Source organism: Collinsella sp. OF02-10, from assembly GCF_003463445.1.
GTDB lineage: Bacteria > Actinomycetota > Coriobacteriia > Coriobacteriales > Coriobacteriaceae > Collinsella.
Map to the genome: position 1 here is coordinate 75,928 of NZ_QSCW01000009.1, position 24,252 is coordinate 100,179.

General features: G+C 60.7%; 16 protein-coding genes. 6 read left to right on the plus strand and 10 right to left on the minus strand.

The annotated features are described in order from the left end of the window. Positions 1-207 precede the first annotated feature (207 nt). A complete protein-coding gene (locus tag DXA43_RS06055) occupies positions 208-1,635 on the minus strand; it encodes a PTS transporter subunit EIIC (RefSeq protein WP_117736925.1) in 1,428 nt (475 codons plus the stop codon). A gap of 490 nt (positions 1,636-2,125) precedes the next feature. Here DXA43_RS06055 and DXA43_RS06060 point away from each other — a divergent pair, with 490 nt between their 5' ends. The 6 genes from DXA43_RS06060 to DXA43_RS06085 all read left to right on the plus strand — a co-directional run bounded on the left by DXA43_RS06060 (position 2,126) and on the right by DXA43_RS06085 (position 9,883). After that, positions 2,126-3,463: a prolyl oligopeptidase family serine peptidase gene (locus DXA43_RS06060; protein ID WP_117806557.1), complete on the plus strand. Its 1,338-nt coding sequence runs from the start codon at positions 2,126-2,128 to the stop codon at positions 3,461-3,463. A 262-nt stretch (positions 3,464-3,725) separates the two neighbouring features. Continuing rightward, complete coding sequence (locus DXA43_RS06065; RefSeq protein ID WP_117806558.1) at positions 3,726-5,237, plus strand: nucleoside hydrolase-like domain-containing protein; 1,512 nt, start codon at positions 3,726-3,728, stop codon at positions 5,235-5,237. 348 nt (positions 5,238-5,585) lie between these two features. Then, on the plus strand, positions 5,586-6,323 hold the full coding sequence (locus DXA43_RS06070) for a DUF4428 domain-containing protein (protein ID WP_022094560.1): 738 nt from the start codon (positions 5,586-5,588) through the stop codon (positions 6,321-6,323). A gap of 24 nt (positions 6,324-6,347) precedes the next feature. Further along, positions 6,348-7,670, plus strand: coding sequence for a hypothetical protein (locus DXA43_RS06075; RefSeq protein ID WP_117806559.1), 1,323 nt, complete (start codon positions 6,348-6,350; stop codon positions 7,668-7,670). A 48-nt stretch (positions 7,671-7,718) separates the two neighbouring features. Further along, positions 7,719-8,960: an SPFH domain-containing protein gene (locus DXA43_RS06080; RefSeq protein WP_089573532.1), complete on the plus strand. Its 1,242-nt coding sequence runs from the start codon at positions 7,719-7,721 to the stop codon at positions 8,958-8,960. An 80-nt stretch (positions 8,961-9,040) separates the two neighbouring features. Then, entirely contained in the window at positions 9,041-9,883 is an 843-nt protein-coding gene (locus tag DXA43_RS06085; protein ID WP_117806560.1) for a hypothetical protein, read from the plus strand. A gap of 110 nt (positions 9,884-9,993) precedes the next feature. Here DXA43_RS06085 and DXA43_RS06090 read toward each other — a convergent pair whose 3' ends face one another. From DXA43_RS06090 to DXA43_RS06130, 9 genes are all read right to left on the minus strand, one after another. Next, positions 9,994-10,614, minus strand: coding sequence for a response regulator transcription factor (locus DXA43_RS06090; RefSeq protein WP_099432493.1), 621 nt, complete (start codon positions 10,612-10,614; stop codon positions 9,994-9,996). Then, positions 10,611-12,104, minus strand: coding sequence for a sensor histidine kinase (locus tag DXA43_RS06095; protein ID WP_117806561.1), 1,494 nt, complete (start codon positions 12,102-12,104; stop codon positions 10,611-10,613). Before DXA43_RS06095 ends, DXA43_RS06090 begins: the two co-directional genes overlap by 4 nt. 2 nt (positions 12,105-12,106) lie before the next feature. Continuing rightward, positions 12,107-13,906, minus strand: a complete 1,800-nt coding sequence (locus DXA43_RS06100) for a histidine kinase N-terminal 7TM domain-containing protein (protein ID WP_158564947.1) — start codon at positions 13,904-13,906, stop codon at positions 12,107-12,109. 425 nt (positions 13,907-14,331) lie between these two features. After that, the gene (locus tag DXA43_RS06105) at positions 14,332-15,762 is read right to left on the minus strand and encodes a 6-phospho-beta-glucosidase (RefSeq protein ID WP_117806563.1); all 1,431 of its coding nucleotides are present in this window, start codon (positions 15,760-15,762) and stop codon (positions 14,332-14,334) included. A 247-nt stretch (positions 15,763-16,009) separates the two neighbouring features. Next, complete coding sequence (locus DXA43_RS06110) at positions 16,010-17,608, minus strand: beta-galactosidase (RefSeq protein ID WP_117806564.1); 1,599 nt, start codon at positions 17,606-17,608, stop codon at positions 16,010-16,012. A gap of 122 nt (positions 17,609-17,730) precedes the next feature. Then, the gene (locus tag DXA43_RS06115) at positions 17,731-19,185 is read right to left on the minus strand and encodes a family 43 glycosylhydrolase (protein ID WP_117806565.1); all 1,455 of its coding nucleotides are present in this window, start codon (positions 19,183-19,185) and stop codon (positions 17,731-17,733) included. Between the two features lie 104 nt (positions 19,186-19,289). Continuing rightward, positions 19,290-21,515 (minus strand): beta-glucosidase BglX, encoded by a 2,226-nt coding sequence (gene bglX, locus DXA43_RS06120; protein ID WP_117806566.1) that lies wholly within the window; start codon positions 21,513-21,515, stop codon positions 19,290-19,292. A 140-nt stretch (positions 21,516-21,655) separates the two neighbouring features. Continuing rightward, positions 21,656-23,017, minus strand: a complete 1,362-nt coding sequence (locus DXA43_RS06125; protein WP_117806567.1) for a PTS transporter subunit EIIC — start codon at positions 23,015-23,017, stop codon at positions 21,656-21,658. Between the two features lie 145 nt (positions 23,018-23,162). Further along, a complete protein-coding gene (locus tag DXA43_RS06130) occupies positions 23,163-24,011 on the minus strand; it encodes a PRD domain-containing protein (protein ID WP_147344732.1) in 849 nt (282 codons plus the stop codon). Positions 24,012-24,252: the final 241 nt, after the last annotated feature.

Here is a 24,252-nt window from a genome sequence, read left to right on the forward strand (position 1 = left end):
GCATGTCCTTTCGTTTGATAAAGGATTTGCGAACCGCCGGGGGCTTTCGCGATAACCCCGCGCGAAAGCCCCCGGCGCTTGGCAAACCCTCGCGGGCGAATCTCACCCGCCTCCATCAGTCTACCTTGCAAGAAGGGCCCCGCCGGGCTTACGCCTGACGGGGCCCTGTCGTGTAGGTGAGGTCTTATGCGACCGAACGGTTTGGCCTTAGGCCTCCATCTCGGCGAGCTCCTCCTTGGAGAAGCCGGAGACAAAGACGACGGCAGCGGCGATGACAAAGGAGATTGCCATACCAACGATAGCCCAGACGGTGTTCATCTGGCCACCCTGCAGGTAGTTGGTGAAGACCAGGAAGTTGGAGGCACCGCCTGCGAGGTAGTAGGTAACCCCCATGAGGCCGGAGAACACAGCGCCGATGGCACCGCCGATGAACATGCCAAACATGGTGCGACGGAAGCGCATGAGGATGCCGAAGAGCGCGGGCTCGGTGACGCCGCCGGCGATGGCGGAGATGACGTAACCGATGGCGAGAGACTTCTCGTCGGGGTTCTTCATCTTGAGGAAGGCACCGAAGGCGCAGCCCCAGACAGCGGCCATAGCGCAGTTGGTGGAAACGAAGACGAAGGGATCGTAACCGGCAGCGATGATCTGAACCTGGGCGAGCAGGATGACGGGCATGTGCATGCCGCAGACCACGAAGAGCTGCCAGAAGGCGCCGAGGACGGCCATGACGATCAGGATGCCGATGCCGCCAAGGTCAGCAAGGCCGAAGAGGGCGTTGGCGATCAGCGTACCGATCTCGTTGCCGATCGGAGCGAGGACGATGAAGGCAATGGGGATCGTGACGATCATGGTGCAGAACGGCGTGAAGACCGTGGAGAGCACGTCGGGCATGACCTTCTTAAAGAACTTCTCGACGAAGTAGAGGACAGGCACCGAAAGGATGATCGGCAGGACGGACTGCTGATAGTTGGCAGCAGCGATCTGGATGCCGTAGACGGAGATGATGCCGCCGCCCTCCTGGGTGGCGACGCTCACCACGGAAGGAGCCATGAGGGCGCCACCGAGCAGCATGCCGAGCACCGGGCTGGCGCCGAGCTTCTTAGCCGCGGCATAACCCAGGTAGATGGGGATAAAGGTGAACGTGGCCTCGTACAGCGTGGTGTAGAGGAACGTATAGGTCGGGTCGTCGGCCGAGAGCACACCGAGCATGGTGGGGCCGAGGACGGCCGCGATGGTACGGAACAGACCGCCGGCCATGAGCAGCGGGATGAGCTGGGTCATGGAGCCCGACAGATAGTCGAGGATGATATTGGGCAGGTTCTTGAGCTCGAACTTCTCCTTGGGAGCATCGAGGTTCTCGTTGACGGCCTCACCCTGCTTGACACCGGAGATGGCGACGAACTCGGCGAGCACCTTGGGCACGTTCTGGCCGATGATGACCTGGAGCTGGCTGCCGGCAAACTGGCAACCCAGAACACCCTTGACCTTCTTGATCTTCTCCACGTCGGCCTTGCTGTTATCCTTGAGCGTCAGACGCAGGCGCGTCATGCAGTTGGTGGCAACGGAAACATTCTCCGCACCGCCCACGAGCTCGAGGACATCGGTGGCAATCTGCTTGTTATCTACTGCCATGGGACCCCTCCCCATATCTTCGTGTGCCAGCCCCCTTGGGCTTAGGCACGCCTTTGGCCCGGCGACTATAACCCCTTACGGTTGCCGGACCCTTGGATACGCTTTTGTAAACAAGGTGTTTACTGAACGTTTACGGGCTTTAGTTTACACGGAGCGCCGAATTTATGGCAATTTTGCCGTCTACAGTCCGGTGAACGGTAGGAAATCGGGGGTGAACGTATTTGAATGGCGGGAGATGGTCTCTTTGACCCTCTATTGATATATAGCCATTTACGTGGGATTTTATTTTGATGAACACCTCACTGATCTGTTAACTCATCAACAGAATCCCTGCTAGAAGCTAGTAAACATACGTTTAGTAGTTCACGACGTGTTCAATTTTGCCGTTTACCGAGTTCATCTGGTTATTCTTCAATTCTAGATTACACTAAACATGTTTAGTTTGTATTGCCGCAGATGCCAGGCATTCGCGGCGCAAGGGAGGCAGCTCATGGAACTCAAATTGTGTACCTACGCAACCGTCACCACCTTGGGCGACTTTGGCCCCTGGATCAGCAAGGTCGTACTCGACCTGCCCTGCACCGTGCGCGCCAACGACATCGACGCGAACACCTTCCATATATATGTAGAGCGTCACGAGCGCTCGGGCGATGTTCTGATGCGCAAGGAACGCGGCGCCGACCATGCCGCGCCCTCCGTGGGTTACATCGACATTCTCGCCGCATATCCGTGCGACGAGAACGGACGTAAGCTCGCCGTGGGCACCCATGTGGCGCTCGAGGTCGCCGAGCAGCGCCTGACCAAAAAGATCGAAGGCGGCGTCATGGGCTCGCGCATGCTCGATGACCAGTTGCACATCACGCAGCTCGCGGCTCTTCCCGGCAACGACGGCGACGATCCCACCTGCGGCCTGGTCTTCGACACCTGCCGTGGCGATATCTGCCCTGCGCTCAAAGGCTGGAGCAACGACACGCAAAAGACCGCCGTCGACGGTATCGCGCTCGAATACGGCTTCTTTGAGCCCAGCTTTAAGGCCGAGGACTCGGCATGCTTCAACCCCTTTGCGCCCGAGGCCACGGTCGTGCCCCAAAAGGCACCGCTCGTGGTGTATCTGCACGGCGCCGGCGAGGGCAAGGGCGCCACGCAGGGCGAAGGCGCCACGCGCGCCTATATCGGCAACCGCGTGACGGCCATCAGCCAGGCGCAGATCCAGCGCTACTTTGGCGGCTTTGCCTGGGTGCTCGTACCGCAGTCGCCCACGTTTTGGATGGACAACGGCGTCGAGCAGCTTGGTCACTCCAACCAGAGCATCTACTCCCCCGTGCTCAAGGCACTTATCGATGAGTTTGTCGCCGAGCATGCCGACCGCATCGACACCGACCGCATCGTGGTCGCCGGTCTTTCCAACGGCGGCTTTATGACCCTGCGCCTGTGCGCCGACTACCCCGATTTCTTCGCCGCGGGCCTTCCCTGCTGCGCCCCGTGGTACAACGCCACGGACGAGGACGTAGCCGCGCTCGCCAAGACGCCGCTGTGGTTTACGCACTCCAAGGGCGACGAGCTTGTGTCACCGCAACAGACCGTGCTGCCGCTCACGGCGCGCCTGCGCGATGCCGGCGCCAACGTGCACCTCACCTACTTTAGCCATGTCGAGGACCTGACCGGCGTGTATCGCGAGGCCGACGGCTCGGCCAAGAAGACGTTCAACCACGGCGTGTGGATCCACCAATTCAACGACCTGTGTTATCAAGACTTCGACGGGGGCAACGTACTCATCGACGGCGAGCCGGTGGGCTGCTGGGAGTGGTCGGCCAGGGTCGACCGCTAAGCCCTCCCATCGCGGGGACCGGGGTTTAGTCTTGCAAACGTCCTCGGGCATGCATGGGCTGGCGCTTTGCGCTTCGCGCTGCGCCTGCCCATGCCCCCTGCGGAATGTTTGCAAGACTAAACCCCGGTCCCCGCTGCGTTGACGTTGCCGTGACCCTGGCCGGCCGCTTCTAGCGGGCCGCCGGGTCGGTGGCGATGGGGGCATGGGTCCCGTCTTGCCTTGCGCGTAACTGGCTGAATTGATTTTGATTGGAGCTGTTCCTATGTCCCAGAAGTTGACTCGGGTGATTGTTACTACCGATATGGAAGTCGACGATATGAACTCGCTTGTTCATTTGGCTCTGTATCTCAACTTGCTTGATGTTCAGGCTGTGGTGTATACGGCTTCGCAGTATCACTTTCTTGGGGATGGGGTTCATACGCTCGGCGAGGTGAATTCGCATTGGCGGACCAAAGGGCGGCGCTCTTATGAGTGGGCTGTTGTGCCTCATGAGCCCGATCCGCTAGCCGGCGAGCTTCGTGAGTATCGGCCGTTTCCCGAGCATTGGATTGAGAGTCTCTGGAGTAATGAATATGCCCAGGCTTGGCCGCAGTTGCAGGCAAATGCGGACGCCGCCGGTGAACCGCCGTTTCCCACGCCTGCCCAGATGATCGAGCGTACGTTTGTGGGAAATGTTGCCTTTGAGGGTGATGTGACTGAGGAAACTGAGGGGTCTCGCGTAATTGCGCAGGCGATTCTGGATGATGATCCGCGTACGTTATGGTTGCTCAGCTGGGGTGGTATGAATACGATCGTTCGCGCCCTCATGAGTATTGCCGAGCGTTATCACGACACGCCCGAGTGGCCCGCCGTGCAGCAGCAGGTCTATCAGAAGGTGCGCGTGATGGGCGTTGCCGATGGCGTGGGACAGGACAACTCGTGGCTCGACCATGGGCGCGAGCTCTTTCCCGAGCTCATCTTTTGGCGTACGCCCTATATGTATGGCAACTATTTCGACGCCAAAACAGCTCAGCCCGATACGCTGCCGCTGTTTAAGGCTCCCTGGCCCGAGCAGAATCTCACGCAGGGCAACGGCCCCCTCATGGCACGCTATATGCTCTATGGCGATGGTAAGGTCTACGAAAACGAACCCGAGCGCTTTCAGTTTGGCAAGCATGCCCGCCTGGATTGGGGCCTGGAAGGCATGCCCGCGGTGCAGTTTGAGCGCGGCGACTTTATGGCCGAAGGCGACAGCATGACCTATATTCCACTGCTGCCGTTTGGCCTGCGCGGCATCGACGACCGCGACTTCGATACGCTGCTGGGCCGCATGTTTCTTGATGGACACCCCGATGCGAGCGCGCCCGCCGGTTTTGCCTCCATCGGCACGCCCGCAGACGACAATCTCAATCCCTATCTGCGTGCCTATCAGGAAAACTTTGCCGCCCGCGCGCAATGGTGCGCCCATGATCCGGCCATCTGCTCGCATCCGGCACATGTTGTCGAGGTCACGGCCGACCGCAGCGCCGCAGCCGGCGAGCGCGTCGCCCTTGCGGCAACCATCGTCGACCCCGACGACAAGGGCTTCGATGCACATTGGGATGTGGCCGTAGACCCATCGAGCTATGCAGGCGTCCAGGATCTGTCGATGTGGCAAGAATGCACGGTGGACACCGCTTTCATCGTGCCCGCCGACGCGCAGCCCGGTGACCGCTTCGTACTCACGCTTACCGTGCAGACGCGCGCCGAGCGCCCCTGCACCCGCTACGCCCAGATCGCCGTGACCGTGGCATAGCAAGAACGGCGCCCACATTCGGCAGCCGCCGCATTCGACAAAGAGTGTCCCCAGGCGCCAAACGAGCGGGGATTTTTGGACACCCAAATGACGAGAGTGGACAATCTCCCACTTTGAGCCTGCACACAGGCCAAAAATGGGAGATTATCCACTCTCGTTCTGCGAGCACTCATTGGGGACGTACTTAAATGAGTAGTTTCACTCATTTAAGTACGTCCCCAATGAGTAGGAAAAATGGGCCATGTGTCCCAGTTGTGGAGACTCGTTGAGCCGTCTGGGTATCGTGAAAGGCTGCGCACTCCCCCATCATCAAAAGTGACACACGCTACCAGTTGATGGGAGGCAGCCATGGGCTTCTTTGACAAGATGTTCGAGAAGAAAGAGTGCGCGATTTGCGGTACCGAGCTGGGACTTCTAGGTAAGACAAAAATCAATGAAGGCTACCTGTGCAAAGAGTGCGCCGGCAAGCTCTCCCCCTACTTTCACGGCTATCGCTCCAGCACCGCGGACGATATCCGCGAGCAGCTCGCCTACCGCGAGGCCAATGCCGAGCGCCTGGCGTCGTTCAACCCCACGCGCACGCTTTCTGCCGGGCGCACCAACATCATGCTCGATGAGGACGCGGGCCTGCTGATCATCACCTCGCAGAGCCGCTGGCGCGACGCCAATCCCGACATCATCGAGTTCTCGCAGGTACTCGGCTGCGATATGGATATCGACGAGCATCGCACCGAAATCTATCGCGAGACCAAGGACGGCGAGCGCGAGAGCTACAACCCGCCGCGCTACGACCTGGATTACGACTTTAATCTGACCATTCACGTCAACACGCCGTACTTTACCGAGATCAACCTGCGCGTAAACGACTCCACCATCGATCAGCGCGGCTCCATCGAATACCGCGAGGCCAAGCGCCAGGCAACCGAGGTCCGCGACGCGCTGGTGCAGCTGCGCCAGGAGACGCGCGACAGCGTCGTGGCCGCCAAGGCCCCCAAGACCGCGGTGACCTGCCCCTTCTGCGGAGCCACCACCATTCCCGATGCCAGTGGGCGCTGCGAATACTGCGGCGGCGCCATCGGCGCATAGCCTCCGGCACGGAAAGGACCGATCATGGCCTTCGAGAGCGTCAACTATCAGTGCCCTGCCTGCGGTGGCCCCCTGCATTTTGCAAGCGCCGAGCAAAAACTCGTCTGCGACTACTGCGATTCGCGTTTTGAAGTCGAAGAAGTCGAGGCTCTCTATCGCGAGCGCCAGGACAAGGCAGATGCCAAAGCCGATGCCGCAGCCGCAGCTCCCAAACCTGCTGCCGACGATGCCGTGCAGGAGCTCGCCCAAAACGCCGGTTACATCTGCTCGTCGTGCGGCGCCGAGCTCGTGTCCGACGGCACCGTCGCCGTCACCACCTGCCCGTACTGCGGCAACTCCGCCGTGGCGCCTGGCCAGCTCTCTGGCGACTTCTCGCCCAACCTGGTGATTCCATTTAAGCTCGGGCGCGACGACGTCACGGCCGCACTCAAGGAACACTACAAGGACAAAATCTTGCTGCCCAAGAGCTTTGTCACCGGCAACCACATCGACGAGGTCCAAGGTGTCTACGTGCCGTTTTGGCTCTACGGTGCCCGCGTTGACGGCGAAGTGTACTTTGACGCGACCAACGAGACCGTGACCGAGGAATCCGACCGCACCGTCACGACCACCGACCACTACGATGCCTATCGCAAGGGCAATATCTCGTTTAGGCGCGTGCCCGTCGACGGATCGTCCAAGATGCCCGACGGCCACATGGACGCCATCGAGCCGTTTGACTACGACGCGCTGCGTCCGTTCTCGGTCGCATATATGCCCGGCTACATCGCCAACCGTTACGACGAGGACTGCGAGACCTGCAAGGCGCGCGCCGAGCGCCGTATGGAAGAAAGCGCGATCTCGGCCCTGCGCGAGACTGTCGTCGACGAATACGACGATGCCACGGTCGAAAGCAAGCAGCTCGACTACACCTGGGAAGACAGCGACTACGCCCTGTTCCCCGTCTGGATGCTCTCCACCTCGTGGAACGGCAAGAGCTACCTGTTTGCCATGAACGGCCAGACCGGCCGCTTGGTCGGCGAGCTCCCCTGCTCCAAGCCCAAGCTCGCTATTGCCTCGGTGCTGTTCTTTGTGATCGGATTTATCCTCTCCCAGATTCTCTTTATGGGTGAGAACGCCTTCGATCCGGATTACCTCGCCTTTGATATCGAGGGCATCCTCATCAACATCGTCGCGCCGCTGATCATCGTGATTATCGGAGACGTGCTACTGGTAGGCCAGCTCAAGACGGCCAACGAGGCCACCCACGCCGACGAGTACTGCGGCGAGCTCGACCTGACCGAGAAGCACGACACCTTCAGCCACACCGAGACCACCGTTGTCATGAAAGACGACAAGGACGACTAAGCAATCCAACCAATACCACCCGGCCTTTGACGAGAAAGGAAGATCACCATGGGACTCTTGAAAGCTGGATTGGGAGCTGCCGGCGGCGTCATGGCCGACCAGTGGAAGGAATTTATCTACTGCGAATCGATGCCTGCTGACGTCTTGGCCTGCAAGGGCAGCAAACGTACCGGTGGCCGCAGCTCCAACACGCGCGGCGAGGACAACGTCATCTCCAACGGCTCCGTCATCGCCGTCAACGACGGCCAGGGCATGCTCGTGGTGCAAAACGGCAAGATCATCGAAGTCGCGCTGGAGCCTGGTGAGTTCGTCTTCGATACCGGCAGCGAGCCGAGCGTCTTTAGCGGCAACCTGGGCGATTCCATCAAGGAGACCTTCGCCAATATCGGCAGCCGCTTTACCTTTGGCGGCGACGCGGGCAAGGACCAGCGTGTCTACTTCATCAACACCAAGGAGATCATCGGCAACAAGTACGGCACCGCCTCGCCCGTGCCCTTCCGCGTGGTCGACAACAACATTGGCCTGGACGTCGACATCTCCGTGCGCTGCAACGGCGAGTATTCGTACCGCATCACCAACCCGCTGCTGTTCTACACCAACGTATGCGGCAACGTGACCGATAGCTACACGCGCGACAAGATCGACAGCCAGCTTAAGTCCGAGCTGCTCACCGCCCTGCAGCCCGCCTTCGCCAAGATCTCGGAGATGGGCATCCGCTACAGCGCCATCCCCGGCCACACCACCGAGCTCGCTCGTGCGCTCAACGAGGTCCTCTCTGCCGACTGGCGCGACCTGCGTGGTGTCGAGATCGTGAGTTTTGGCGTCAACTCCATCGCAGCCTCGCAAGAAGACGAGCAGATGATCAAGGACCTGCAGAAGGCCGCCGTCATGCGCGATCCCACCATGGCGGCAGCCAACATTGCCAGCGCCCAGAGCGACGCAATGCGCGCGGCAGCCGCCAATCCCAACGGCGCGATGGCAGGCTTTATGGGCATGGGCATGGCAGGTGGCATGGGCGGCATGAACGCCAGCCAGCTGTTCGCCGCCGGCCAGGCACAGCAGCAGGCCGCCCCGCAGCCGGCTCCGGCACCCGCTCCCGCACCGGCTCCTGCCGCTGCTCCCGCGGCCGGCACATGGACCTGCAGCTGCGGCGCCACCAACACCGGCAAGTTCTGCTCCGAGTGCGGCAGTCCCGCACCCGCCCCGGCACCGGCCAAGTGGTTCTGCCCCAACTGCGGCAGCGAAAACGGCGGCAAGTTCTGCAGCAACTGCGGAACGCCCAGGCCCTAGCCCCTCTATCTGGTAATTGGCGGGGGATCCGCCACCCCCGCATTTGCTTCTATGGGTTTCGTTCGATAAAGGAGGACACCATGAAGACAACGTTCAAAAAGTCCGTACTCGCATTTCTGACATGCGTCCTTGCGCTCGCCTTTGCCCTGACGGGCTGCAGCGGCGGCGGCAAAGACCCCAAGGCCAACTTTGTCGGCAGCTGGGAGCTCTCGGGTGGAACCTCGGAGGGCGAGGAGCTGACCGAGGAGTACATGGAGATGTTCAAGGAATGGGGCGTCAACATCATCCTGGTCCTCAACGAAGACGGCACGGGCAGCCTCGATTTGTTCTCCGAAGTCGACGACCTCAAGTGGGAAGCCAAGGACGCCACCACCGCAAGCATCACCGTTGGCAAGGACACGACTGACGTGAAGCTCGAGGACGGCAAGCTCATCCTTGAGGAAGGCGAGGACAAGCTCATCTTTACCAAGTCCGATAAGGATCTCTCCGGCACGGTGAAGAAGGATCGCGAGGCCGCCGAGAAGGAAGAGGAGATCGATGAGGCCGTCGAAGACGACGATACCGAGAACATTGAAATCTCCCCCGCCGTCACCGTCGCCGATGACGACCTGTGCACCATCACCGTCACCGAGAAGTTCAAGGACGAGTGGGGCGACATCGGCTTTGTCGTCAACATCACCAACAAGAGCGACAAGGACCTGACCTTCTACGCCCCCAGCGGCAAGACCAACGTCAACGGTACCATGAAGGAACCTTGGTTCTCGGCTCACCTGATGCCCGGCACCAACGCCACCGAGGAATTCACGTTCTCGAGCGGCGAGCTCGACAGCCTTGACGACCTGGTCAACACGACCATCGGCATCGACGCCTATCTGACCGATTCCTACGAGGACGTCGCCTCCTACAGCGTAACTATCGCGTAGGTGACAGACATCGACAGCCGCGGATTGGCGGACATATCCGCGGGTACCAGGCGGGGCCGCAGGAAATGATCCTGCGGCCCCGTCGCTTGTATGCCGATACGTAACGATCGTTAGCGCTCCATGTTGGGAACGATGCTGCCCTCGGTCACCGCATGTACGGCCAGACGCATGATGTTGTCGTAGCCGGTCTTGCTCAGGATCTCCGAGATGCGGCGCTTGATGGTGCCCTCGCTCATAAACAGCTCGGCCGCAATCTCGCGGCGGCTTTTACCCTCGCAGGCAAGGCGCAAGATCGACAGCTCGACATCGTCGAGGGCCGCCGTGCCCGAGAAGATGCTCTCGGGCGGCTTGGGAAACGTGCAGTAACCCGCCAGCGTGGAGCGCATCACGGCGAACAGCTCGTCGATACCGACGTTCTTGTACACAAAGCTATCGACGCCCGCCTCGCGGGCCTGATCGACAAAGGTGATCTCGGGCATGCCTGTCATGATAATGATGCGACACTCGGGCAGCTGCTCCTTGATGCGTGCCGCCGCCACGATGCCGTTTGAATCGTGTTCGGTGCACACGTCCATCAGTATCATGTCCGGGCGCTCCTTGAGCGCGACACCCAAGGCCTCGGAGGCATCGGCGATCGCGGCAACGACGGTCATATCGGGCTGGTCGCCAACGGAGCGCGCCAGGCTCTCGCGCAGGATGGCCTGATCTTCGACAATTAACACGCGGATCATGAGTTTCTCCTTTGGGACGTGTCGTTGGCGTTAAGCGGAATGGATACCGTAAGCGTAAAGGGCGGGGTGGCGTGGACCTCTAGGCTGCCACCCAGATCTTGCGCGACATGCCTCATACCTGGGATACCCGTTCCCTCGCGATACGATACGGGGGCCGGGGACCCGTCGTTAGAAATCGTCATGTGCGCGACGGCGTCAGCATCCGTCCCCTCCTGCCACAAGCGCACATGGACCCGATGCGCCTGCGCATGCTTGGTGGCATTGGTCGAGGCTTCGCGGATAATCTGCAAAAAGGCTGCCGCGACACGCACGTCGCTTGGCAGCTCGCCCTCCACATCGATCTGCACGCTCACCAGGCCAAAGGCATGGACGATATCGCCCAGTTGCTCTGCCGGTTCGGTGTCGCCCCCGCTGCGCAGATCGGCAGCGATTGAGCGCAGCAGCGGGTCGATCTGCTCGAGTGACTCGTCATCCAGGCGCCCCTCCTCCAGATAGCGATGGAGGATGGACAGGCGCTGCCCGATCACGTCGTGCACGCGAGCGCGCATACGCAGATAGGCCGCATTGTCGGCAACTTTTTTGACTTCCTCGATCTGGGCCTGGAGCTCTTGACCCGCGAGCTCAAGCAGGTGGTTGGCTTGCGCCAAACGATCGTGAGCATGCGCGTACTCTGTCACGTCCAGACCGATTATGCGCTCGAACGAACGGCCCGAGACCATAACGTCATCGCACACAAACAGGCGAATCTCGGCGGGAGAAACCTCGACCACAACGCGCGCCTCACCAAAGCGGTCCAAATTGATGCGCACGCGGCTCTGGCTGCTTTCGGGCATTTGCATGCTGAGCTTGCGCAGGTCGTTCCATGTACCGCTCATATCGCCTAGGTCGGTGGGCATATGAAGCTCCACCAGTTTTTTGCGCATGCAGCGGTTCATGAGCAGTGGACGGCCCCTCGAGTCCAGATACAGGATGCCCACGGGAATCACGTTGATGGTTTCGATCGTCGAGAACGCGGTGATATCCTCTTGGCGGTTACGGACGTCCATCAAGAGCGCCGCGACGGAACGGAACAGGAAAAACGCTCCCTCTGCGATAAGGACAACGGCCCACACCGAGCCCATGGCAAAAACCACCGGCGGTGTCACGGCGCCAACAAGCAGCAGCTCGGCCAGCATGACAGGGCGACGATAGCGCACCATAAGGACCACGCCATAGGCAAAGATCGCGGCATTGAGCCACAGCACTCCGCCCATTGCCCTGGCGCAAACGTCAAGCGGCGCCACCAGATACGAGCCAGACGACGCGAATAAGATGAGCGCCGAAATCATCAGGTGAAGCACAAGGCTCGTCTCGTAGGCACAAATCACCTTACGGTTATAGGACGAGCGGCGCGATGCGATGAGCGGGACGTGGATCGTCTGCAGACACGCAGCCAGGGCAAAGACAACATCGAGCGCAACGATTTGGGGAAGGATGAACGAAATCTGCATCGTCACTCACCCGCCTGCGGCATCAAGACGATCATGCGCAGCTGACCGGGTTCGCCCTCAAGACGGTACGCCACGTTACGCCCTTGCAGCGCGCTCTCGAGCTCTTGCGCAGCGGGCGTCTGAGAAAGATCTTCATCATCGTTGGAAAAAAGCGTGGCGCGCAGCTCGACACTGCATCGGTCATGGTCGCCCAAGTGATACATAAGCGCCGGATGGTCGGTGGTGTAGGCAAAAAACGCAAAGTCATACACGCAGTCGTACAGGGCGCTTACCGTACTGGCGTGCATCGGGCGCCGTATGGCGATAATCGAGGCGCAATCGATATCGATGGTGCGCAGGTCGCTTGCGAGCTCGTTGGCAATGAGCTGAATGCGGTCGCGATCAAAACCGCTCTCACCGTGCTGTGCCAACGTGAGCGACCCTTTGCGCTTGCAATAGGCGACAAGCATCTTGGCGCGCTGCAGCATGCGGTAACGCACGTGCGAAGACGCCTCGTCGGTCAACGGTGGCAGCGAGCTCAGCAGGTCGTACATCTCTTCGAACGCACGGGCAAGCGCCTGGTCCACGTCTTGGACTAGCAAGGTCTCGGCCTCTTGATCTGCCAGATGCGTCTTAAGATCGTAGTCGGCCGTGAGCAGCTCATTTTGGCGCTGCAGCTCCATGCGACGATGTGCCAGTTCACGGTTAAGCTCGTTGAGCTCCGACACGTCTTGGGCAAGCAGGGCCGATCCGCCCAGCAGTGGAAAGGCGCGATACATTACATCGGGATCGGACGCCACGGCAAAGGCATGGGCATGCCCGTGTTCCTGGGCCCGAAGCTCTTCGCACACGCCCGCCGGCATTGGCTTCGACACCGGCGTGGCATAGACTTCCTGCAGGTCGCGCGTTAGAACTTTGAGGTCGAGCGGCAAAGTATCGAAGATGCCGGCGATGTCGTGATATGACGGAATGACACCGCAATCGAGACAGATTTCCATCGCCACCACGCACAAGACGCAATAGACGAGCGAGAAGTTGAGCCTCCATGCCCAGGGCACGCGCAGAGCATACGAGATGGCAAAGAATGCGCCACCCAGCAGTATGAGCGCCGCCGTGCCCGAGAAACGCTGGATGCGAAAGGACGAGGACCGACCAACCAGGATAAAAAAGGCCGCGAAGTTAAAGGCCGTCCACACGAGGACAGCGAAATAACCCCAGCCGTACGTGTAATCGTTGCTCCAGGTGTCGCTAGCACGGTCAAAGTGGAATACCTGCCGGTGGAAATCGTTGGTGAGCACAAAACCGATAAGTAGGATGGCCACGACCCACAGGATGCTGCGATAGCGACGGCCCGCACGGTGTTGTTCCAGCCCCGCAAGGCGCAGGCCGCACAGCTGGTAGAGCAGCGGAATGAGCGTCATGGGCACGTAGTACAGGTACCACAGCACGGTGGCATAGAACGGCGTGAACGACTTGTATTTGAGGATGACCTCGATCATCCAGAGGGCGCAGATAGTGGCGATGACAACAAGGCGGCGGCGCAACACATAGTCCAAACAGCGCAGATAAACCGATACGCCCCAGATCGAAAATATAATTGCGGCGACAAGCAGCGGGAGAGAGCTCGAGTGGACGAGCGCATCCACGACCTCTTCGGACACCTCGCTATAGGCGGGCACGGCGTTGGAAAGCTTGGGGTCGGAGGCAAACAGCGCCGGCAAGACTGCCAAAAGCATGAGGAACAGCGCGGTGATGGCGCCGGCGATAGCAAAGACGCGGTGACGGTACACCTGATGTGTTATACCAACCAGGAATCGCGGCATGGCGAAGAGCCTGCCGCCCCTAGGATCCGCTACGGGCGCGGATCGGGCGGCCGCGTGGCCGATATGTCGCTCGCGGGTACCCATAGTGCTTTTAGTGTACCGACAGGCAGGCTCAAAAAGCGGGCCACATGTCCCAAAATCCGCCGACGGCGAGGGACATCGCCAGCGACTAGTCGTTTAAGAACGTCCCCAATGACTAAGACAAAACGAGCGAGGATTTTTGGACGCCCAAATGGCGAGAGTGGATAATCTCCCACTTTGAGCCCACAAACAGGCTAAAAACGGGAGATTATCCACTCTCATTCTGCGGGCACTCATTTAAGTACGTCCCCAATGAGTGCTTTCACTTCTTTTAACAAAACGCCTGGCGGGCATTAACTGCTCGCCGGGCGCCTTGGTTAGGAGGCTATAGTTGTTGGGAAAGCTTAGGCCAGGTCCTCGCCATTCGTCTCGATGACGTGTTTGTACCAGTCGAAGCTCTTCTTTTTGGAGCGCTTGAGGGTGCCGTTGCCGGCGTCGTCGCGGTCGACGTAGATAAAGCCGTAGCGCTTGGACATCTCGCCCGTGCCGGCAGACACCAGGTCGATCGGACCCCAGGTGGTGTAGCCCAGCAGGTTAACGCCGTCCTCGGTCACCGCGTCGCGCATGGTCTGAATGTGCTGACGCAGGTAGTCGATACGGTAGTCGTCGTTGATGGAGCCGTCCTCCTCGACAACATCCTTGGCGCCCAGACCGTTCTCGACTACAAACAGCGGCTTCTGATAACGATCGTACAGGTCGTTGAGGGTGATGCGGAAACCCAGCGGATCGATGGCCCAGCCCCACTGGCTCTCCTGCAGGTAGGGGTTCTTGGCGCCGGCGAAGGCGTTACCCTGGGTGCGCTCGACATCGGGGTTATCGGCACCGGCGGAGCAACGGGTACTGTAATAGCTAAAGCTGATGAAGTCGACGGTGTTGGCGGCCATGATCTCGCGGTCCTCATCCGTCATGTCCACATCGATGCCCAGACGCTCGAGCTTCTTGACGGCATAGGCCGGGTAGTAGCCGCGGCTCTGGACGTCGACGAAGAAGTAGTTATCCTGGTTGTCGAGCTGCGCCTGGCGCACATCGCCCGGACGGCAGCTGTAGGGGTAGTAGCTACCTGCGGCAAGCATGCAACCGATCTTGACCTCGGGGTCGATCTCGTGGGCGATCTTGGTTGCCCAAGCGCTGGCGACGAGCTCGTTGTGGGCGGCCAGGTACTCGACGGCCTCCCTGTTCTCGCCCTCCTCAAAGACCAGACCGGCACCCATAAACGGCAGGTGCAAGATCATATTGATCTCGTTGAAGGTAAGCCAGTACTTCACCAGGCCCTTGTAGCGGGTGAAGATCGTGGTCGCGAGGTTCTTGTAGAAGTCGATGAGCTTGCGGTTGCGCCAGCCGCCGTACTCCTTGATAAGGTGAATCGGGCAGTCGAAGTGCGTGATGGTCACGAGCGGCTCGATGCCGTGCGCCTGACACTCGCGGAACACATCCTCGTAAAAAGCCAGGCCGGCCTCGTTGGGCTCGGTCTCGTCACCGTTGGGGAAGATACGGGTCCAGGCCAGGCTCATGCGGAAGGTCTTAAAGCCCATCTCGGCAAAGAGGGCGATGTCCTCCTTGTAGTGGTGGTAGAAATCGATGCCGGTCTGCGCGGGATAGTAATAGCCGTCCTCAAAGTCGAGCATCTTGCGCTGGCCGGAGACCACCGCATAGCGCTCGGGGCCGTGCGGGGCCACGTCCACGTTGGCCAGGCCGCGGCCATCCACGTTGTAGGCGCCCTCGCACTGGTTGGCAGCCGTCGCGCCGCCCCACAGGAAGTCTTTACGGAAAGCCATGCATCAATCCTTTCACACGCTGTTTGTCGTGGTTTCAGTATCCCCGTAAGCAGCGCGCTACTCAACGGCAACGACGCAGGCCGACACTTCTTTTCGCCCCAACGGCCTCATCCGCCCGCAGCGACTGACACTTCCTGATACCTCGCTTCCTCCCCTGGCAACAGGTTCGCCTCTCGAAGTTTTTCCTCCACAGGAACCCGTCCCCGGGAAGGAAAGGAAGTGAGGGGCCGGGCGGCAATGACTGCGGCTAAGCGTACGTGATGGCCTCCAAACGAAGAAGCACGGGAGAGCTATAGCGCATAATGGCGACCTCGTCGCCGTTGAGACGGCAGTCGCGCACCCACGCGCCGTTCTCAACGGTCCCCGTCTCGAGCGACGCCACATCCACATGCGGCTCACCCGCCGCGTGCGACTCGAGCGCCAAGCCGCAACGAAGCGCAAGCAGGTACACGGCGCCGTCGGCGGCGCGAAGGGCCGCACACGCACCGGGCAGGGCACCCTCATCAAAGCTCACCTTAATTGCTATGGAACCCATATCGAGCAGGCCCTCGGCTGCCACCTCACTCGTCACGGCATCGAGCGTCGCGTACGCGGCATCGTCCTCGGCAAGTTCAAATAACTGAGCCAGCCCACGCGTGACCTCCGCATATTCCTCCCGGTCCTGAGGCGTGAGCAAAGCGGGGTCGCTCGTATCCATGCCAAAGAGAATACCCGCCGAATCGCCAAAGGGCTCGCCCATCTCCTCGTAGCCAAAAGGAGCGAAGCACAGGGCATGGTGATGGGCCACCGCCCAGACCTGGCGCGCGGCGGCGTAGGCGTGCGTCGCGGTCTCGGGGATAAAGAGCGGGTTGTCCTCGCACGCATATCCGTCGCAGACCTTGCAAAACGCCGGGATGTAGATATCGGGGCCCAGTATGTCGATGCTCGGGGCGGCATGCTTCCACACGCCCATCACGCGCAGGTTGGGACCGCCCGTGGGAAAGCGCCCAGGCTTGTGACCCTTGTCGAGCCAGCAATTGCAGGCCGTGGGCAGCGGATGCTCGGCGCGGCCCGCTGCGGCGACCGTCTCCACGTAGCGAGCCATGTGGTAGGTGGTAAACATCTCCTCGGCATGCTCGCCAAAAACCTGTTCCCACGAACCAGAGCCGGCGCCCGCTTCAAGGGCTTCCGCAAGCTCAGACGCCAGGGAGGTAGGATCGGCCGCAAGCGCCTCGATCAGCTCCGTAGGCACGCTCTCCGCAAAGGCGGCATCCGCCCAAGGCGAGTGCTCACGTGCCGCGACCATCTGGCCGCACTCGTTTTCTACCTGCACGAGTATCACCGTATGATCTTGCGCATCCACCTCGCGCAGGTGCGCCATCAAAGCCGCGTAGGCGCCGGCATCCGCCGCGCGCGCCTCCTCGCAATAGAGCGAAAGCGCCGTGATCTCAAAGTTATGGAACTCGGCATAGCGAACCTTGTTCTGCCCGGGCACCATCTGCGCACGGCGAAAACGCTCGATATCGCGTTTGACCCACGCGGGCGCATAGTAGCACTGCGCATTTTTGTACGCGCCAAACCACAGCACGCCCAGGTGCAGCCCGCGCTCGCGGGCAAGCTCGAGCATCATGTCCACTTGGCCAAAGTCAAACTCGCCCTCTGCGGGCTCCAAAAGCTCCCAGGTAACCGGGGCGAGCACGGTATTCATACCGAGCGCCCGCGCGCGATCGAGAGCATCCGCAAAAGCGCGGCGCCCACCCGAGGCGGAGTTATGGCACTCGCCCGCAAACAGCGTATAGGGCCGGCCGTCCACCATCAGGCGTTGCCCGCCGCCAGCACAGGTGTACAACTGCGGAATCTCCGCCATGGCAACTCCATTCTTCCGTTTTGTTTCAACCCCCTGAGGGCCGAGCCGTGTTGAGAGCACCGGACGCGCGACCAGGGCCTACCTGTCGTCCGTGCGAGCCCGCCCCTCCGATGGGAGATGGGTTAAAGGACGGCAAACGAGGCGAGATCGACCGAACCGACGCCCTCGATAGCCAGGTAGAGTGCATGGTCACCGGCAACGGTCTTCGTCAGGGATGCGACCACCGTGCACCAGCCCTCGCCTGGCACGAGCTCGACGCGCGTCAACTCAGCGCCATCCGGCGCGTCCAAGCGTACACTCACCACACCGGCAAGATCCCCGCGCACCTCGAGCTCCACCGTGCGCTCCGCACCGGAAAACGCCAGGTATTTGTAGCCCACGCCCGCTCCATCGCAGAGGTTGGCCACATGGGTACGTGCCGAAGTCACACAGCCCGCATCGACTTCCTGGGTAATCACCGGATGGTTATCGGCGATTTCCAGATTGCCGGAATAGTGAACCGCGCCGGCCGGCCCCACCAAGTAGCAGCAAATACTCGCCGGGTACGCGCGCCCGCAAGGAAGCGCTCCGCCATTGAGCCCACAGCTCGTTATCTCTACTTGTTCGATATGTCCATCGGAAGCAATCTCGATGGGCTCAGCGCACCCCTGGCGCGCGTGCTGCGCACCGTGCGTATGACGGTGATAGAAGATGTAGTCGCGCCCGGCAATGCGCGCCATGCCGCCATGGTTGTTGCCCAGGTCCATCACAGCGGCGTCCTCGGCCTCGTGCCCGGGCAGGCCCACATCGCCGTTGGAAACGAGCACGCCGCCGTAGGTTACCGGACCTTCCGGCGTTGGCATCGTGGCCCAGCAGAGCTCATGTCCGTTTTCGCTCGAGTAGACAAAGTAGTAGCGCCCGTCGAGCACGCGGATGCTCGAGGCCTCAAAGAAGGCATGCCCTTCAAAACCCGTGTCCGCCGCCTGCGTCACTGCCGGAGCCAGATGCTTGGGTGCCGCAGCCATCGTGCGCATATCGGCGCCGAGCCGCACCACGTAGCCGCCCTCCATGGAACATGCGGGCATGCGCGAGCTCGGCTTCTTGGCGCCAAACCCATAGTAGAGCCAGCAACCCCCGTCCCCGCAGGGAAGGACTGCCGGGTCAAAGGGCATACCCCAGCCCTCCTCGCCCGCAAACGGCGAGCCGTCGGGCTTGGCAATAGGGCCCAGATAGCGGTAGCGTCCCGCCGGCTCATCGCACACGGCGACCGACATGATGCAACCGCTCGTCATGCTTAGCGTGAAGTAATACAGATAGAACCGCCCGTCGGCACCCCGGCACACATCGGGCGCGCCGTACCCGGTTCGATCGACATTGGCCGGGTCATCCTCTTTGCGCCAGATGGTCCCCTCAAACGTCCAGGAGCCCAGATCGTCCACCGGAGCTGACCAGCACACGTAGTCACCCGGGCAGTATGCGGTGCCCTCGGGTGCGTCATGGCTTCCATACACGTAGACTCGGTCACCAAAGACATGCGGTTCGCCATCGGGGATATACTCCCATCCCGGCAGATACGGATTGGTTGCGATATGAGCCATGTCAGACCCCTCCTATCGATATCGGGCGCGGTACCGGACGGACGCCGGCGACAAGACCGAACGCCTGCCGCGCACCGCGTGCACCATTCGTTAAGCAAATGCAGCTAGACGAGCTCGAACTCCCCCACCAACAGGTCGCGGCTGTTAGGCCCCGCCATGACCTCAAACGCGCCGGGCTCGCTTGCCCAGCCGTGCTCGGGCGTCCAAAAACGCAGAGCCTCCTCGCGCAGGATAAACGTCACCGTGCGGCGCTCACGCGGCGCAAGCTCAACACGCGCAAAGTCACGCAGTTCGAGCATGGGGCGCACGCGCGTTGCCACCTTGTCGTGGATATAGAGCTGCACGACCTCAGTACCAGCAATATCGCCCTCATTGGTCACGTCGATTGAGACCTCGAGGACACCGTCCGCCGTAAGCTCGTCCGCACTCAGGCGCAGGTTATCGTAGCGCGCCGTATGATACGAGAGTCCGTAGCCAAAGGGGAACATCGCATCGTTAGGGCAGTCCATATAGCGGCTCACAAAGCGACCGCTATGCGTTGATGTCTTAGCGGGACGTCCGGTGGAGAACTGCGCATAGTAGAGCGGCTCCTGGCCCACGTTATGTGGGAAGCTCACCGTGAGCCTGCCGCTCGGATTGACCGTTCCAAAGAGCACGTCGGCTACCGAACGCCCACCAGCCGTACCGGGGAACCACGCCTCTACGATTGCATCGCAATCATCGATCACGTCAGTGAGGGAAAGAGGACGCCCGTTAAAGAGCACGAGCACCACAGGCTTGCCGAGCGCGCGCACGCGCTTGAGCAGGCGCTTCTGCGGAGCCGGTATGGTAATGTCCGTACGCGCTCCGCCCTCACCGCTCTGCAGCATGTGTTCTCCGAGCGCCATGACCACCACGTCGCTCGATGCGGCCAGCTCGAGCGCCTCGGCAGCCATCGTCTCTAGATCCGCGCCCTCGCCCGTCGGCGCACCGAACGCGGGAATCTTGCCAAACTCCCCAAGCTCGCTGTAGTCGTCGAGCGTGGGACAGCCTTGGGCCCACGCAAAGCCGTCGTCGCCCATTACCTCGGCAAATGCCTCGGCAAGCGTTACGGAATGAGTTTTATCGGCATGAATCGCCCACATGCCGATGATGTCTCGGCTGTTGGCATAGGGACCGATGAGCGCCACGCGCGGAGCGTTGCCCCCGGTCGTAAGCGGTAGCAGCCCACCTTCGTTTTTAAGGAGCACGAGGGCCTCGTCGCACGTTTTACGCGCGCTCTCAAGACGCTCCGGCGTGCACGTAACCTCCGTACGGCGCTCGGGCGAGCACGTACGATACGGGTCCTCAAACAGACCGAGTCTGTTCTTGAGCTCGAGCACGCGCATGCAGGCGGTATCGATCTGCTCGAGCGAAACCTCACCCGTTTCGATGAGGGCCTCAAGCTCATGTGCGTAGCAGGGCGTCTTCATGTCGATGTCCACGGTGGCATTCATGGCGAGCTTGGCCGCCTCGCGACGGTTTGCCGCCACACCGTGTGCCCTGAGCTCGTCGATCGCCGCGTAATCGGTGATGATGGGACCGTCAAAGCCCCACTCGTCGCGCAACACGTCGTGCATGAGCCAGCGGTTTGCCGTGGCGGGGATGCCATCGATGGTGTTGAAGCTCGTCATCACCAAATCGCAACCAGCCTCGACCGCCGCACGGTACGGAGGCAGGTACTCGTTGCGCAGGCGCCACTCGCTCATATCCACTGTGTTGTACTCGCGACCCGCCTCGGGCGCACCATAGCCCGCAAAGTGTTTGACGCAGCTGGCCAAGCTCTTCTGCGGCGTACCGTCACCCTTAAAGCCCTCGACCATCGCGCGAGCGAAGCGGCTGCTTAGGTACGGATCCTCGCCCGGCATCTCCAGGCAGCGACCCCAACGGGCATCGCGCACCACGTCCACCGGCGGGCTAAAGGTCACCATGCAGCCATCGGCCACGGCCTCTTCGGCAATAAGGTTGTAATCCTCGCGGATAAGCTCTGGGTCCCACGTGGCTCCCAGGCCCAGGGGGATTGGATAGCAGGTTTGATAGCCATAGATCACATCGGCCATAAAGACGAGCGGGATCTTAAGACGGCTGCGCTCAAGATATGCATCTTGGATACGATGCACTTCCTCGGCGCCCAACACGTTGAGCACGCTGCCGCATACGTCAACATCTTCTTGCGTCACGCCCAGCTTGGCACGCGGACCAACCGCTACGGCATCGGTGCCAAAGCACCCACCGTCAAGCTGCACCAACTGCCCGATCTTCTCGCGCAGGGTCATACGCCCCAAAAGGTCAACGAGCTCGGATTGCTTCATGGCTACCTCGTTTCTGTTGTGTGCCCTTATGGGAGGACGCCGGATTCGTGTAGGGGTCAGCGCCCTCCCATAAGGGCACACGGGGCGCATCTGGCGCCGCGCCCCGTGTGCTGGCGTCCAAAGACGCCGGTTTCCCAGAACTAGTTGTTCTCGAGGATCATGTCGTCGTTGAAGCCGAAGGTCAGCGTGCCCACAAAGGTGAGGACGGAGGCGACGGCGAGCGCGATGACGTCCTCCATACCCACCGAGCCGATGATGGCCGGGATGGTGATGAGCGAGGTGGTCATGAGCGCGGGCTGGTGCAGGCCAAAAGTGGCAGCAATGGCACCGCAGATGCCGCAAGAGACGATTGCGATCACAAACGGGCGCTTGTACTTGAGGACGGCGCCGTAGATGGCGGGCTCGGTGATGCCGGCGAGGAGCGCAGAGATGGCGGCAGCGCCGGCGAGCTCCTTGAGCTCGGTGTTCTTGGTCTTGAGGAAGATGGCAAGGACCGCGAAACCCATGGCAAAGTTGGTGCCGACGGTAATGGGCAGGATGACGTCATAGCCGAGCATACCGATGTTCATCTGGATGATGGGGATAAAGGCCCAGTGCATACCAAAGATGATGAGGCAGGGCCAAAGCAGACCGATGAGGAAGCCTGCGGGCAGCGGGGCAACCTCAAGCAGGGAAACCAGGCCGTTAGCGATGAGACCACCGATGAAGTCGGTGACGGGGCCGATGATGTAGAGGGTGAGCGCAGTGGCCACGACGAGGGTCACGACGGGAACGATCAAGCCCTTGAGGATATCGGGGACGACCTTATTGAGGCCCTTCTCGATCCAGGACTGCGCGTACACGGCAAAGATGATGGGGATAACCGAGCTCGTGTAGCTGATGAGCGTTACCGGGATGCCAAAGAGGTCAACCGGGTCGCCGGCGCTAAAGAGCGTGGAGAGCGTGGGGTAGCACAGCGCAACGGCGATGGCCATGGCCGTCCAGTCGTTGCACTTGAACTTCTTGGCCGCAGTGCGGGCAAGGAAGACCGGCATGAAGTAGAACACGCCGTCGCCGATGGCGTAAAGCAGCTGGTAGGTGGTGGACTCGGCCGCGAGCCAACCAAAGGAGTTGGCCATGATCACAAAGGCCTTGAGAAGGCCGGCGGCGGACATGGCGGGAAGCATCGGCATAAAGATGCCGCTGATGAGCTGGATGGCGCGGTTGACGATGCTGCCACCGGCCTCGTCCTCGACCTCGCCGCCAAGCTGGATGTTGGAAACCTTGGGCAGGGCGTCATACACGTCGGTAACGTGATTGCCGATAACAATCTGGTACTGACCGGCGGCCACTAGAACGGAGATAACGCCCTCGGTCTGGTTGAGCTTCTCGGTCTGGGCCTTCTTCTCGTCGTTGAGGGTAAAGCGCAAACGGGTAATGCAGTGGGTGACGGACTTGACGTTGTCCTCGCCACCGACGAGTTCAACGATGGTACGGGCGAGAGCCTCGTAATCGCGTGCCATGTGAAACCTCCTTGTTTCACTCGTTACAAAGATATCTGCAGCCCCGGCGCCTTGGAGCTTAACAGCAGGTTGCGCGGCGATGCCGCGATGTCTGCCGACGCAAAGCCGGCCAGTTGGGCAGTTAGACGGGTGCCCGGCCTCCGTATCAATGTCCCGGGCAGAGCCGGTTGATATGCATCATCAGATAGAGCAGCTCTTCGTCCGTGCAGTGCCAGCCGCAGGTTGCCCTCATGTATTCGTCGATTGCGCGTGCACAGGCGTACGCGTCTGAAAACTCGCTGGTCGCTCGTTTGAAAAGATCGCTATTGCGCGTCTCCTCGTCCTCACCCTTGATAAGGCGGCTGATAAGAAAGCGCATATGGGTCACAAAGCGCGCATAGCTATATGAGCAGCGGTCGATGGTCTCGCCAAGCGTACGCTCGATAATCCCGGTAACCGCATCGATGACCTCGGTACTCTTTACGACCAAGTCCATGTTGCCCTTTGCGCCCGCGTTCTCGTCATCGACCATCTCGGCGTTGACGATATGCAGCGCAATCGAAGCGGCCTCGGTCTCAGGAAAATCAACGTCCTCGGCCACAGCCATAACGAGCTTGACGCCGCGGCGACCGACCTCGGCCTCGCGCGGATAGACGAGGCGGACTTCCTCGTAGAGCGGGTTCTTGATCGAAGCTCCCTTGCGGGCGCGGTCGATGGCAAACTGAAGGTGGTCGGCGAGCGTAAAGACTAGATTGGGATCGAGCGTGCAGTTGAGCTCGTTGCGTGCGATATCCACGATACCCGACGCGATAATGATGACATCGTCCGAAAGCGATGCGACAGCATCGTACATCTCAGGGCTGATATCGCGGAAGCTCCGCTGGATGGAGCTTTCGTCCTCAATATAGGAAGGGGCGCCGCGAAAGCCAAGGCCCTTGCCAAACAACACGAGCTCGCGCCCGGCATCGTCCTCCGCAAGGACAACGTTGTTGTTTATTGCCTTGGTTATCAGCATGAAAAAACTCCCCTGGGCTCCACTTGGACATCTCACCACACCGGCTCTCGAGTCGGCGGTTGCTATGACATGTGCTCGTGGCGCCTCCCGAGGAGTAACGCGGTGCAGTTGCCAGTATAGAGGTTTTGCTGAGTTATTAAAGTGATTTTATAGAAGTTACCGTTCGCCCCTGTTTTTCCACCGTTCATCCCTTGACCCATTACAGTCTGAAATAGGCCATCGATAAATTTCGATGGCGAGC

Excerpts from the sequence above, each read along its gene's own strand:
- DXA43_RS06070 (WP_022094560.1), top strand. The coding sequence starts at position 5,586 with ATGGGCTTCTTTGACAAGATGTTCGAGAAGAAAGAGTGCGCGATTTGC.
- DXA43_RS06115 (WP_117806565.1), bottom strand. The coding sequence starts at position 19,185 with ATGGCTCATATCGCAACCAATCCGTATCTGCCGGGATGGGAGTATATC.
- DXA43_RS06075 (WP_117806559.1), top strand. The coding sequence starts at position 6,348 with ATGGCCTTCGAGAGCGTCAACTATCAGTGCCCTGCCTGCGGTGGCCCC.
- DXA43_RS06100 (WP_158564947.1), bottom strand. The coding sequence starts at position 13,906 with ATGCCGCGATTCCTGGTTGGTATAACACATCAGGTGTACCGTCACCGC.
- DXA43_RS06060 (WP_117806557.1), top strand. The coding sequence starts at position 2,126 with ATGGAACTCAAATTGTGTACCTACGCAACCGTCACCACCTTGGGCGAC.
- DXA43_RS06065 (WP_117806558.1), top strand. The coding sequence starts at position 3,726 with ATGTCCCAGAAGTTGACTCGGGTGATTGTTACTACCGATATGGAAGTC.
- DXA43_RS06090 (WP_099432493.1), bottom strand. The coding sequence starts at position 10,614 with ATGATCCGCGTGTTAATTGTCGAAGATCAGGCCATCCTGCGCGAGAGC.
- DXA43_RS06080 (WP_089573532.1), top strand. The coding sequence starts at position 7,719 with ATGGGACTCTTGAAAGCTGGATTGGGAGCTGCCGGCGGCGTCATGGCC.
- DXA43_RS06095 (WP_117806561.1), bottom strand. The coding sequence starts at position 12,104 with ATGCAGATTTCGTTCATCCTTCCCCAAATCGTTGCGCTCGATGTTGTC.
- DXA43_RS06105 (WP_117806563.1), bottom strand. The coding sequence starts at position 15,762 with ATGGCTTTCCGTAAAGACTTCCTGTGGGGCGGCGCGACGGCTGCCAAC.
- DXA43_RS06125 (WP_117806567.1), bottom strand. The coding sequence starts at position 23,017 with ATGGCACGCGATTACGAGGCTCTCGCCCGTACCATCGTTGAACTCGTC.
- DXA43_RS06085 (WP_117806560.1), top strand. The coding sequence starts at position 9,041 with ATGAAGACAACGTTCAAAAAGTCCGTACTCGCATTTCTGACATGCGTC.
- DXA43_RS06110 (WP_117806564.1), bottom strand. The coding sequence starts at position 17,608 with ATGGCGGAGATTCCGCAGTTGTACACCTGTGCTGGCGGCGGGCAACGC.
- DXA43_RS06055 (WP_117736925.1), bottom strand. The coding sequence starts at position 1,635 with ATGGCAGTAGATAACAAGCAGATTGCCACCGATGTCCTCGAGCTCGTG.
- DXA43_RS06130 (WP_147344732.1), bottom strand. The coding sequence starts at position 24,011 with ATGCTGATAACCAAGGCAATAAACAACAACGTTGTCCTTGCGGAGGAC.
- bglX (WP_117806566.1), bottom strand. The coding sequence starts at position 21,515 with ATGAAGCAATCCGAGCTCGTTGACCTTTTGGGGCGTATGACCCTGCGC.